9 protein-coding genes are annotated in these 13,659 nt (G+C 39.1%); 6 read left to right on the top strand and 3 right to left on the bottom strand.

The annotated features are described in order from the left end of the window. Positions 1 to 68 precede the first annotated feature (68 nt). The 4 genes from dinB to HMPREF9257_RS00585 all read left to right on the top strand — a co-directional run bounded on the left by dinB (position 69) and on the right by HMPREF9257_RS00585 (position 4,395). Positions 69 to 1,193 carry a DNA polymerase IV gene (gene dinB / locus HMPREF9257_RS00600; RefSeq protein ID WP_006417595.1) on the top strand — a complete coding sequence of 375 codons (1,125 nt, stop codon included), beginning with the start codon at positions 69 to 71 and terminating at the stop codon, positions 1,191 to 1,193. Beyond that, a complete protein-coding gene (locus HMPREF9257_RS00595) occupies positions 1,194 to 2,003 on the top strand; it encodes a ZIP family metal transporter (protein WP_006417415.1) in 810 nt (269 codons plus the stop codon). Positions 2,004 to 2,102: 99 nt separating this feature from the next. Next, complete coding sequence (locus HMPREF9257_RS00590; RefSeq protein ID WP_006417615.1) at positions 2,103 to 3,401, top strand: DRTGG domain-containing protein; 1,299 nt, start codon at positions 2,103 to 2,105, stop codon at positions 3,399 to 3,401. A gap of 16 nt (positions 3,402 to 3,417) precedes the next feature. Beyond that, positions 3,418 to 4,395: a DHH family phosphoesterase gene (locus tag HMPREF9257_RS00585; protein WP_006417494.1), complete on the top strand. Its 978-nt coding sequence runs from the start codon at positions 3,418 to 3,420 to the stop codon at positions 4,393 to 4,395. A gap of 199 nt (positions 4,396 to 4,594) precedes the next feature. Here the strand turns inward: HMPREF9257_RS00585 and zwf are convergent, their stop codons facing one another. Then, entirely contained in the window at positions 4,595 to 6,031 is a 1,437-nt protein-coding gene (gene zwf / locus HMPREF9257_RS00580) for a glucose-6-phosphate dehydrogenase (protein WP_006417539.1), read from the bottom strand. A gap of 146 nt (positions 6,032 to 6,177) precedes the next feature. Between zwf and HMPREF9257_RS00575 the strand changes: the two genes are divergently transcribed. Then, entirely contained in the window at positions 6,178 to 7,533 is a 1,356-nt protein-coding gene (locus HMPREF9257_RS00575; RefSeq protein ID WP_006417427.1) for a DEAD/DEAH box helicase, read from the top strand. 85 nt (positions 7,534 to 7,618) lie between these two features. On the opposite strand, the gene HMPREF9257_RS00570 is transcribed toward HMPREF9257_RS00575, so the two are convergent. Next, entirely contained in the window at positions 7,619 to 8,641 is a 1,023-nt protein-coding gene (locus tag HMPREF9257_RS00570; protein WP_006417546.1) for a DUF1189 family protein, read from the bottom strand. 50 nt (positions 8,642 to 8,691) lie between these two features. After that, on the bottom strand, positions 8,692 to 11,331 hold the full coding sequence (locus HMPREF9257_RS00565; RefSeq protein WP_006417453.1) for a YfhO family protein: 2,640 nt from the start codon (positions 11,329 to 11,331) through the stop codon (positions 8,692 to 8,694). 185 nt (positions 11,332 to 11,516) lie between these two features. Between HMPREF9257_RS00565 and HMPREF9257_RS00560 the strand changes: the two genes are divergently transcribed. Beyond that, on the top strand, positions 11,517 to 13,628 hold the full coding sequence (locus tag HMPREF9257_RS00560) for a peptidoglycan D,D-transpeptidase FtsI family protein (protein WP_006417560.1): 2,112 nt from the start codon (positions 11,517 to 11,519) through the stop codon (positions 13,626 to 13,628). Positions 13,629 to 13,659: the final 31 nt, after the last annotated feature.

Below are 13,659 nucleotides of genomic sequence, written 5' to 3'. Positions count from 1 at the left end.
GAAGGCGATTGAGCCTTTTTCTTTCGCACTTAATAAGAACATTTGTTCTTAGAAATGAGGTGGCCCTAGTGAAGTATGGTTTGTTGGAATTTGATGAACCCCAACCAGATTATTCACGTAAAATTCTTCATGTTGACATGGATGCTTTTTATGCTTCTGTGGAAATTCGTGATAATCCAGCTTTGGCTGATAAACCGGTCGTGATTGCCAAGCATCCTGACTTAACCGGTGGCCGGGGCATTGTTTCTACTTGTAATTATATTGCGCGGTCCTATGGCATTCATTCAGCTATGGCAGCTGCTGAAGCATACCGCCTATGTCCTAAAGCCGTCTTTATTTCTGGTCGCCATGCTTATTACCAAAAGGTCTCCCAGCAAATCCGTGAAATTTTCCGTCATTATACTGACTTAATTGAACCCTTATCTTTAGATGAAGCTTTCTTAGATGTGACCCATAATAAGAAGGATATCAAGTCCGCCTTAGTAGTCGGAAAAATGATTCAAAAAGAAATCTTGGCCCAATTAAATTTAACTTGCTCTGTGGGAGTCTCTTATAATAAATTTATTGCTAAGATTGCCTCAGATTATCATAAACCCTTTGGAATTACCTTAGTTACCCCAGATGATGCGCCGACATTTTTAAAACAATTATCCATTGATAAATTTTATGGAGTGGGGCGTAAATCATTACCAGTTTTTCATGATCTGGGGATATTTACGGGGCAAGACCTTTATGATTGCTCCCTAGACCAGTTAATTGGTCATTTCGGTAAGATGGGTTATTCACTTTACTTTAAGGTGAGAGGGATTCATAACGCTCCGGTCAAGGCCCAACGGCAAAGGAAGTCAATTGGCCGTGAGAATACTTATGGGCATTTTCTTACGGACGAAGATGAAATCATTCGTCAATTAGATCAATTAAGTCAAAGGGTCTATGAGCAGGTTGAGGCAAAAGGCTTGAAAGCCCATACGGTAACGCTTAAAATACGATATGAGAACTTTGATACAGTAACCCGACAAATTAAATTAGACCAAAGTCTTCAATCTGCTGACCAAGTACAAGCGAATATTTTGGATTTATGGCAGACCTATGGCGATTTGACTCGTTCTGTCCGTCTTTTGGGTGTGACTCTATCAAGTTTTGAAGAAAATCTTTTTGAAACGATTCCCTTACCAATAGAAAAGGAGCAATAAATGGATTTCTACGCTAGTATACAGCCAGCCATACAGGCCTTAATTGCAGGTGTTTTTACCTGGTTTTGTACCATGGTGGGAGGAGCGGCCACCGTCCTATTTGTTCGCGAAGTGAACGACCGCTTCTTAGCGATTATGCAAGGTTTTGCTGCTGGGGTAATGATTGCAGCATCCTTTTGGTCACTCTTAGAACCTGCCTTAGATTATGCCCAAGCTGGCCCCATACCAAGTTGGTTACCCGTTGCCATTGGTTTTCTTGTAGGTGGTCTCTTCTTACGCTTATTGGATGTTTTAGTCCCTCATATCCACTTGGCTGAGGACCATAATGATGCGGGAGTCAACCGCAAGAAATTCTCTAGAACTACCATGCTATTCTTGGCAGTGACCATTCATAATATCCCAGAAGGGTTAGCTTTGGGGGTAGCTTTTGCCGCTGCAAGTTTGGGCGGACAAGCTACTTTGACGGGTGCCTTAGCTCTGACAATAGGGATTGGCTTGCAAAATATTCCCGAAGGCTCAGCACTATCCCTTCCCTTATTTGCTGAAGGCCGGTCCAAAGGTCGGGCCTTTAATCTAGGTCATGGATCTGCGATTGTGGAACCAATTTCTGCCGTAATCGGGGCGGTGGCAGTTTTAATCGTCACCTCAATTTTGCCTTATGCCTTGTCCTTTGCAGCTGGAGCAATGATTTTTGTTCTTGTGGAGGAATTAATCCCAGAAGCTCAAAGTTCTAACCATACCGATATTGCAACCATGGCACTGATGTTCGGTTTTATTCTGATGATGATTCTTGATGTGGCTTTAGGTTAGAACGAAATATCCTGGGGCAAACTGTTATAATTTTAATGTAAAATATGCAAAAAACTGTTATACTTTAGAAAGTATAACAGTTTTTCTATGGAGGAAATTATGGCAAGTAAGCATCAGCAAATCATTGATTATATCAAGGGTCTAGCAGTAGGTAGCAAGATATCAGTCCGGGGCTTAGCCAAATCATTGGACATGAGTCAGGGAACCATCTATCGAGCTATTAAAGATGCCGAAGATCAGGGGTTGGTAGCTACCATTGAACGGGTTGGAACCATTCGGGTTGAAAAACGGTCTGATAATGAAAAACTCACCTTTGACCATGTGCTTGAAGCCATTCAAGGTAAAGTATTAGCAGGCGCAGCTGGTTTAAGTAAGGAGTTAGATCATTTTATCATCGGCGCTATGACAGAGGAGGCGATTCGTGATTATTTTCAATCGCGCACTTTAATGATAGTGGGTAACCGAGAAAATGTTCAATTATTAGCCTTGGAAAATGGCTTAGCGGTTTTAGTTACCGGGGGGTTTGATGTGAGTCAAAAGGTGGCTGACTTGGCTAACCAAGCTAATATACCCGTAATGTCAACTCCTCATGATACTTTTACGGTGGCTTCAATTATCAACCGCTCTATGATTAATCAAGAAATCCAACAAGAAATTTTAACGGTAGCAGATATTTACCGTCCCTTGGATGAAATCATTACTTTACAAGCTACGGATACGGTGGCGACCTTTGATAAGTTAGTGGATAAAACTAAAGTGTCACGGTTTCCTGTGGTTAACAATAAACGCTTAATTGGGATTGTGACAGCGAAAGACTTAATCAATAAAGCGGCCACCACGCCGATTGAACGGGTGATGACCAAGCGAGTTGTTTCGGTTCAGATGCATATGTCGGTGGCTTCTGTATCACAAAAAATGACCTGGGAAGATATTGATGTCCTCCCCGTTGTGGATAATAATATGGAACTCCTTGGGATTGTGTCACGGCGTGAAGTTATCAAATCCTTACAAGGGCGGACACCTCGAGAAGAATTACAAACATATGAAGATACGATTGCCCTTACTTTAAATGACTATCAACCTTCAGATAAGTATGATTCTTATACCGTGATCCAACCGCAAATGATTAACCATATGGGTACTATCTCTTATGGGGTTTTAGTGGAATTAATTTCGCAGGTAGTCCACCATCGGATTGAGAAAACAACTACGGCCAAACACATTATCGAAGCGATTGATCTCCACTACTTTAATACCATTCAAATTGGCAATGAATTACAATTCCAAACGACAATTTATAACCAAACCCGGCGGCAGATGCTAATCCAAGTAGATGTTTTCCATGAAAATAGTCTGACCGCTAAATCACTTATTTCCTGTCAACTCATTGATTCATAAGATAAAGGAGTAACCCATGTATATTGACACTCAGAAAATCCAAGCTCTCTATGCAAAAATTAAGGCTTTTGATACCATTATCATCCACCGTCACCAACGCCCTGATCCTGATGCCTTAGGGTCACAATTAGGCCTTAAAGCATTATTAGTCAACAAGTTTCCGAATAAACGAATCCTGGCTGCTGGTTCCAATTTAAAAAGTTTGGAATGGCTGGGCATGATGGATAAGGTTACTAAAGAAGATTATCAAGAGGCCCTAGTTATTGTCTGTGACACAGCTAATCGCCCACGGGTGGACGGGCAACATTTTGACCAAGGGCAAGCCCTAGTCAAGATCGACCATCATGTTCTGGTGGATTCCTATGGGGATCCTGAATTAGTCTACACCCAGTCCTCGTCAACATCAGAAATGGTTACCTATATCTCCAAAAGCTTAGGAGCAGACCTCCCCATGACGCAGGAAGCTGCTATTCTTTTGTATGCGGGGATTTTAGGCGATACTGGCCGTTTCTTATTCTCAACTTCTTCAGATACTTTTACAGCAGCTGCCTATTTAACTGAATTTGACTTGCCTTTGCGCGAGTTAACCGACCACTTCCAAGTCATGCCCCTAGCTGAATTTAAATTTCATTCCTTTGCTATGGAAAACTTAGATTTGTTAGAACCAGGTATCGCAGTCTTACACATCTCCCAAGCTGACATTAAAGCACATGGGATTACTGAAGACCAAACAAATTCGGTGGTTAATATACCGAGTCAAATCGAAGGCATGTATGCTTGGTTGAACTTCGTAGAACAAGAAGGAGACAAGCCAAAATGGCGAGTCCGGCTCCGGTCTAAGGGACCTGTAATTAACAAAATTGCTGAAGAGCATGGCGGTGGGGGGCATCCTATGGCAGCGGGGGCCGATGCCTATAGTCAGGAAGAAATTCAAACGATTATTGAGAAAATTCAAGCAGCGGTAGCAGAATATCGTAAAGAGCAAAGTAAATAATAATGTAATGTTGAATTGTTAAGGCACCAATTAAATTAAGTAAATTTTTATTTTTAGATAGTTATCCTATTGGGGGCTGACCCTTCACAAATAGCTTAAGGAAATAGAATTCAAGTTTTTATAACTTAGTATATAATTTAATGAGAATAACAAAATGCACACCAAAGTATTTTTAGATACTCTGGTGTGCGTTGTTTAATTAATACCAATAAGTTTGGTGCTTGGCTAGTAACTCTTGGGCTTTTTTAGGGCCAGGGCAGCCAGCTGGATAATTAGGGAAGTCTGAGGTTTCCATTTTCTCCCAATTTTCATAAATCGAATCGACAAACTTCCAGGCATTGGCTACTTCTTCAAAGTGGGTAAAATTGCTGAGATTCCCTTCAATACAATCATAAATTAGGCGTTCGTAGTCTTGAGGCATATACGAAGCTTGGTCTGAATTCAGTTCATAAGAAAATGGAATGACCTTGTTGGCATTGCTATAACCTGGTTCTTTAATATTTAAGAAGAGTTGGTAGCCAAGTTTAGGTGCAATCTCAATGGAGAGGCGGTTGGTCATCTCACTTTCATTAAGTCCTTTAAAGATAACGTTAATGGTGGTTGATTTTTGATCCATTCGCTTACCTGAGCGGATAAAAATTGGAACGCCTTCCCATTGAGGTAGGTTAATGGAAATTTTAGCGGCCACAAAGGTTTCGGTGGTGGAGTCGGATGCAACATTTTCTTCTTGCCGGTAGCCTTTTAAATGTCCATCTAGACTTGGTCCATATTGGCCACGTACAACATTTGAATTCACTTGGTCTGGACTTTGGAACGGACGTAAGTGCTGAAGAATGTTGATTTTTGCTTTCCGAAAATCTTCTGATGTCTGGCTAACTGGCTCATCCATGGTAAGTAGCGCTAGGATTTGTAAAGCATGGTTTTGTATCATATCTTTAACCACACCTGAGCTTTCATAGTAGGCGCCACGATCTTCAACCCCGATATCTTCTGCTAGTGAAATTTGAATATTATCAATATATTTCTTATTCCAAAGAGGGGCAAAGAGGGTATTATTAAAACGGATATTTTTAATTGATGCGATGGCTTCTTTGCCTAGATAATGATCAATTCGATAAATTTGGTTTTCTTTAAAGGTTTGGGTTAACTGGGCCTGTAATTCGGCAGCCGTTTGATAGTCATAGCCAAAGGGTTTCTCAATAATTAAACGATTATAGCCTTGGTTAGTGAGGAGGCCTTGGGCCTTGAGTTGACTAGTAATAACGGGGAAGAGTTTAGGAGATAAAGAGATATAGAAGATTCGATTACCTTGGGTTTGGTATTGTTGATCCAATTTTTGGGCTAGTTCTTGGAGATGGATATAGTGGTCAGAATCTGTTACGTCATTGGATTGATAGTAGAAATGACTGGCAAATTCCTGGGCATGGTCAGGATCATCCACTTGATCAGCAATGCTGTCTAGGACAACTTGGCGGAAATGATTATCCGACCAAGGGCGCCGCGCGGTACCAATCAGGGCAAAATGTTCAGAAATGTGATTGTTCTTATATAAACGATAAATAGCAGGATAGAGTTTTCGTGCCGCTAGGTCACCCGTTGCGCCAAATAATATCATTAAAAGTGAATGTGGTTTCATAAATAGCCTCCTAGTTCTAACAATATAGATTATAGGCGAATTTTATTATTTTTACAATGATAGCACCATCCTTCCGATCTTTTCATAGACAAGACTCATAGGAATAAGGTAGGATAAGAAGAAAGGAAAGACCAGAGGAGGTCCCTATGTTATTTAAAGATTTACATTTAAAAGAATATATCCAAATAGCCTTAAATGAGGCTAATTTTACTACAATGACACCAGTTCAAACAGAAGTTATCCCTCAAGCCTTGAAGGGTGAGGATTTAATTGTTCAGTCGCAGACGGGTTCAGGTAAGACTCATGCTTTTTTATTACCTATTTTGCAGAATATTAATGAAGATGTGCAAGAAGTTCAAGCTGTGATCACAGCCCCTAGTCGGGAATTAGCCACCCAGCTATACCAGGTAGCTAGCTCTCTAATCCAAGCCGCAGATAAGCCTATCCGACTAGAAAATTATATTGGGGGCACTGACAAACAGAGACAATTAGACCAATTAGGGCCGGACAAACAACCCCAGCTTGTGATTGGGACACCTGGACGGATTTTTGACCTGATGTCCGACAATGCACTCTGGGTTCAAACCGCAAAAATCTTGGTCGTTGATGAAGCTGACATGACCTTAGATTTAGGTTTCTTAAAAATCGTGGACGAGATTGCATCCCGTATGCCGCAAGACTTACAGATGATGGCTTTTTCTGCCACAGTGCCACAAGAATTACGGGTCTTCCTAAATAAGTACATGGTGGCTCCCAAAGTGGTAACCATTAAACCCAAGCAAGTTATTTCGGAAACGATTGAAAATTATTTGATTAATACCAAGGGTAAGAGTCGCGAAGAATTGACCTATCAATTATTAACTATGGGTCAACCTTATTTGGCACTTGTCTTTTGTAATACCAAGGCTTATGCCGACCAAATGAGTCTTTTCCTAAAAGAAAAGGGGCTTAAGGTTGCAACGATTCATGGCGACATTTCTTCGCGTGAACGTAAACGGGTCATGAAGCAAATCCAAAATTTAGATTTTCAATATGTCGTTGCAACTGACTTGGCCGCGCGTGGAATAGATATTCCCGGTACTTCTTTAGTGATTAATACAGAACTGCCGATGGAATTGGAGTATTTTGTCCACCGGGTGGGGCGGACAGGTCGGAATGGCTTAGAAGGCAGGGCCTTTACTTTTGTCACTCCAGATGATGATCAAGCTGTATCAGATTTAGAAGCCATGGGAGTTGAGTTTGAGCCGGTTGAATTGCGTCAAGGACAACTAGTTGAAGTTAAACACCGTGACTCCCGGAAACGGAGACAAGACACGGCCAATGTCAAAGAAGACCCTAAAGTCCGGGCAATGATTAACCAAAATAAGAAAAAGAAGGTCAAACCTGGTTATAAACGAAAATTAAATTGGAAAATCAAAGAACATCGGCAAGCTAAGGCTAAACAGGACCGCCAAGCCGAAAAGCGGTCGCAAAAAGCCGCCCGAAGAAAAAATAATCAATAGCATATAAAATACCCGCTTCAGTCAAGAACTAGAGAATTTCTCTGTAAGTAACTTGTTGAAATGCGGGTATTTTTTGTATTTTTGTTTAATTCTTATCTTCGTCTTGCTTTGAGTCAGTTGATTTTTGTTCGGGCTGATCTATTTGTGTGTTAATTGGAGAAGGATTCGTCTCAGAATCGTTTAAATTTTTCTGAGATCTTGAGGGGGAGTCTGTATCTACTTGCGTTTCATTATTTTGACTCTCTTTTAGCATTTTTTCAACATCCTCAGGAGTCATTTCTTGTCCAGTTAACTTATGATAAATCTTATGAACATGTTTGGTATGTTCCCGTAACATGATATAAATATAAATTAAGACAAAGCCTAATATATAAGGATAAGGGTAGGGAAAAAGCGGTAAAATTAAATTGGTAATCCCCAAAACAAAGCTAGGGTAAAAACCAGCCACACTAGCTAGTTTAAAGCGGGCCAAAAATGACAGGGGTACTGATAAACGCATATTATAAAAACCTAGCAGCATGGCGGTAATAGCCATATAAATAACATACATTAGACCATGAACCATTGAAAAAGCCAATAAAAAGTAGAGCAAAACTTGGAACTGATGGTTTTTCATATAATTTAAGGTCATAGTGAGGTTGTTAGGACTGCGGAACATGGTCAAAGCTTGAGGTATCGCATAGAGGTTACGACCTAGTTGAGCATAAGATTTATCTTTAAAGAAAAACAAACTTAAGAAAGTATCATCATCAATTTGAGCTTTTTGGTCTGGGGTTAGACCAACATCATTTTGATCCTTTGTCGCTTGGATGGTGTCATCAATGACTAGTTGAAAGCTTTTAGACTGGTAATAAAGCGGTTTAGCTTGGTCAGCCAGCTTTAAGTTGCCGAGTATATAATTAAATTCAGGTAGGTGTTTACTCGCAGTGGACATGTTATTGGACAAGCCCCCAATTAATTCTTGGCTAACAGAAACTTCCCCAGCGGCTAAGAATAGAATGGATAAGAGTATAAGGGGGATAATGCGTTGTAAAGGATAGGCATAGGCGGCAATAATATTGCGCGGGTTCACCAAGCCTTTTCGAACTAGTTTAAAAATTTTTTTCAATCGTTTCACCTGTTTAACTTATTTATTGTCTTATCTTACCGATTATCAACTTAATTGACAAGTTTCTTGCTATGTTTATTTGTTATGAATTGACCTAATAATACACCTATTAAACCAGTCAGGCTAAGTCCTAGACCAATTAAAATAGATTTAGGTCGATACTTGAGTTCAATTTGATGGTCACCTTGTGGGACCTTAATGGCCATCAGGGTATGGTTTAAGACAGGTATAACCTCACTGGTTTGACCGTCAACAGTAGCCTGCCAATTTTTGTCGTAAGGTAGGCTAACTAACATATAATTACTATCAGATTCTATCTTGATTCTACCCGCGATTGTGGTTGAACTATGGTGTGTGACCACTAAATTATTAGTTTGGTGATTTTCTTTAAGGTCTTGATAGTCATCTAAATTAAATTCGTAGAGGGCTGGTAGGTTGGCCTTCATTGAATTTTCTTTTAAAGAAATTGTAAATGATTGGGGCTGATTTTGAGCTAGGTAGGCGGCATTGGTAATTTGTCGCCGACGATATGGGGTATAGAAACGGTACCGGTCACCATTTAGCTCTAAGTCAACCTTATCATGGGTGTACTGTGAAGGTAGGGTAAAATAATAAGGGTTATCTGAATCAGGTTGGAAGTCATATTGGATATAATTATCTTTTTTATTATCATTTTGATAAGTAAAGTAATCGCCATCGCCACGGTCACTTACAGTGACGTTATGATAAGAGATATCAGTAAATTCTTTCTCAACAAAGAAATCAGGATAGCTTTGATTTAAGTCAAGGAGATTGAGTAGTAGATTTTGGTTATAAATTGGATTATTTTTTAGAAATTCAGCCTCTAAGACTTGATTAGTAACTTCCATGCCCAAACCAAAAGCAGTTTTGTTTTCACGGACAGTATACCGTTCATTACTTTGAACCATTGGATAATAAGTTTGGTCTAAATCGAGGGCTTCAGGATATAAATTATATTGACTCTCTTTTAGCTTAGGACTTGGATCGTCTTGAACACCAAGCAGATAACGGATTGCAAAGAAGTCATCTGTAAAAAGGGTCCCATTAGTATAAGCAACAAAACCATTGCCATCAGGTTGGCCTAAGTAGCCAAATAATTCCGGCAAATTAGCATCAATGGTTGATCCGAAATGATCCAAACCTGTGTAATGACTATACATGGCTTCATTTTTAGTCCGCATATAGTTTTTATGGATACGGTAGAAGTCTTGGTTGGAACTTTGGAGGGGCTGGGTTGCCTGGCTTAATAAGCTGGTATAGTCTCGGAACTTACTTTGGTCAACATATGAGAATTCATTAAGTATCAAGCTTGTATTGGTTAATAATTCGACTGCTACGATTGCTAGCAATAACCATTGACTGTATTTAATATTTAAATCGAATAATTTGAAGATGATTAAGTAAGCTAGGATAAAAGCAAGTGAAACCAATAGTTTTGTCATAGATAAGAAAGGGTAATTATCCAATTGGCCATAATAGTATATAAATGCAGCTAAAATTAATAAGAAAGTTGCAAAATAAAAGCTAGTTGGATATGTCTTAGGCCGATATTGAATGGCTCGAATGGCTAGAATTAGAATAAAAAAACTCAAGGTAAATGAGAAGCGATACTCATACCAAATTGGGAATTGGCCACCGTGCCAAATAATATTTAACAAATCATAGCGGAAGCTGATTAAGTATACACCGAAAATCAAGCCAGCTACGATTTTCTCTTGCCAGTGAATACGGCGATTAAAGAAATAAAATATAATTAATATTAAGGCGACTAAGCCAACATAAAAGTTAGGTGAGCCTGAGGATAACTCATCAAAATTAAAGGAGCCGATAAATAATTTTGATGTAGATTGTCCTAAGGTATATACTAGGTCCCAATCTAACTCAGATAAGGTATGAGTCGCTTTAGAGGATAAAAGGGAGGCAAAAGTAGGAAATAGGGTTATGCCAGCTAAGAGAACGCCTAAGATGGAGTAAATCAAAAAACGACCATAACTCTTGAGCAGTGATTTCAAATCAAATTTTTGATGAATTTCTAAATAATTAAAAAAGCTATAAAAGCTCAAGAAAATACAAATCATATAAGCCACATAATAGTTAAAGATTAACATTAAACCTAAACTGATTGTATAAATTAAGGGGCTCCGTCCGCGCAGTAAATAGTCTAATCCTAGGGCAATTAAGGGTAACATAATTAAAGCATCTAACCACATAATGTTTAATAGGAAGACAATTGAATAGGACATGAGACTATATGACAAACTGAAAACGATGAGCATCGGTTGATTTAACTTGTATTTATGATCGATAAAATACATCATGGTTAAACCGGCACTTAATAGTTTAAGGTAGGAAATTAAGGTAACAGCACTGTCAAAGTTAGATTCATTAAAGAAGAGTAGGATAAGATTAAAAGGGGATAGGAGGTAATAAGCCCATAATCCAATCATCTCACCACCAATTGATTTCTGGAAAGAATAAATTATTAAACCTGGATCTTTAGTTAAAGCTTCTTTAAAGAGAGAAAAGAAGTCAATATATTGTTGTCCCAAATCCACAGTCAGCATGGTTTCCTTGCCGAAAGGGGCAAAGCCCATTAAAATTGCTACAATGATAGCAATAAGACTGAACAGAAGTGAATATATTAGGTAGGAAAATATATGTTTTTTCATAGTTTGCTCCTTTATTTCATTAGGTCTATGATAACAAAAAGTGGCCTGACCTTCACCTGATAAAGAATGAATTATTTTAATAAAATTGAAGATTCTTTGAAAATTACCAGAGCGCTATTTTTTAAGACATAAATTTGCTATAATTGAAAGTGCGTGTGATTACAAGCAAAGAAACGAGTGAGTAAATGGTTAAGTATAAAATAAAAGAGAATAATAAAAAGGATTTTATTCCCAAACGGCTAAATTTAATTTTCATAGTGACTTTTATGGTGTTTATTGCCTTATTTGTGCGGTTGGGCTATTTACAGTTGTATAAAGGCCAATCATTTGTTGATATGGTTCATCGGACTGAGTCTACTGTTTCAACGGGTTCAGTTCCTCGAGGAATGATTTATGATAGCCAAGGAAATATCTTGGTTGGAAATAATCCAGAACAAGCCATTCTTTATACCCGAGATAAAGATTCCAACGTAGGGCCTTCTGACATTATTCAAGTAGCGACGCAATTAGCTTCATTAATTGATGTACCAACTAATAACGTGACAGAACGTGACCGTAAAGATTATTTTATCGTTAAAAATACGGATTTAGTCAATTCACGGTTAAGTAAGGAAGAAAAGCAACTAGCTTCATCTGAGCTTTATGAAGTACAGCTTTCTAAGGTTACGAAAGAGGATATTAATTTCTCTGAGCCTGAACTAAAAATTATTGCCCTCTTTACTAAGATGAATGCTGCCTATGCATTGTCTACAGTAACGGTGAAGAATACTAATGTGACTGAACGGGAGATTGCTCGGGTTTCTGAGCAACTAGGTAGTCTGCCAGGAATTTCAATTGGAACGGATTGGCAAAGAACTTATCCACAAGAAGGCATGCTCCGATCACTTTTAGGTAATGTTTCGACGGAACAACACGGGATTCCTTCAGACCGGGTAGCTGAATTATTGGGACGTGGTTATGCTATGAATGATCGGGTAGGAATTTCTTACCTTGAGCAAGAATATGAGGATGTCCTGCGAGGTACTAAGTCTAAGTATCAAGTAGTGACAGATACGGCTTCCAATACCTCTGAAACTAAGCAAATCTATCCGGGAAAAAAAGGGGACAATCTTATTCTTACCATTAACCAAGAGTTCCAAAAGAAATTAGATGATATTGCTACCAAAGCCTTACAAAATATGGGCGAATTTCAAGGCTTAAATGACCGGGTGTATATCGTAGCGATGAATCCTAAAAATGGGGATATTCTTGGAATTACGGGCAAGCGGTATGAATATGATGAAAAGACGGATTCATACAATAAAGATAAAATTGTTGATGATGCTTTGGGTGCAATTAATACCTCCTATGGTATGGGGTCTTCAGTAAAACCGGCCATGGTCGCAACGGGTTATCTAGAAAAAATTATATCCGTGGATGATAATACCATTGTGGATGAGCCTATGAAATTTGCGGCTTCTCAAGAAAAATCTTCGGTATTTAACCGAACTGGTAAAGTGCCTGTCACAGATATTCAAGCCTTGCAAGTTTCATCCAATATTTATATGGTTAAGTTGGCCATGGCAATTGGGGGACAATTCGAGTTTGAAAACGATGGGAATTTAACGATTTCACCAAATACTATCAATAATATTCGGGGACATATGGCTGAGTTTGGTTTGGGCGCCTATACAGGCATTGACCTACCAAATGAGTCAAAAGGATATGCACCTGAGTCTACCCAATTAGTAAATGCGTTAGACTTGGCCTATGGTCAGTTCGACTTGTACACACCGTTACAGATGGCACAATATGTCTCTACGATTGCTAATAATGGGATCCGTTATTCACCACGTCTAGTAAAAGAAATTCGCGGTACCGACACGGATGGCAATCTCGGAGGGGTTAAAACGTCGATTGCGCCTAAAATTATGAATGTAGTCCATTTAGACCAAGCTGTGTTTGATCGGATCCATGAAGGGATGCGGCAAGTATCTCATACAGATCAAGGGACAGCTCGTTACCTATTCTTGAACTATCCAATTACAGTTGGTTCTAAGACAGGGACAACCGAAGCTTTTTATGCAGGACCGATTAAATATGCTCAAAATGATCCTGTGACCAATGCTACTTATATTGGATACGCCCCATGGGATAATCCTGAAATTGCGATTACCGTTGTGGTACCTTATTTACAAGAAGAATCTAGAGCACGGGAATCTACAATTATTGCCCATGAGGTGATGAATGCATACTTTGAAATGCAGTCAGAAACGCGTAAAACGATTCTTGATTATGAGGCGAATGGCGTAAATTAGGTTGATTTAACAAAAAATCTGGGAGGAACTC

It is taken from the genome of Eremococcus coleocola ACS-139-V-Col8 (genome assembly GCF_000183205.1).
GTDB classification, from domain to species: domain Bacteria; phylum Bacillota; class Bacilli; order Lactobacillales; family Aerococcaceae; genus Eremococcus; species Eremococcus coleocola.
The sequence above is the reverse complement of the archived record's forward strand: the minus strand, read 5'-3'. Positions and strand labels throughout refer to the sequence as shown.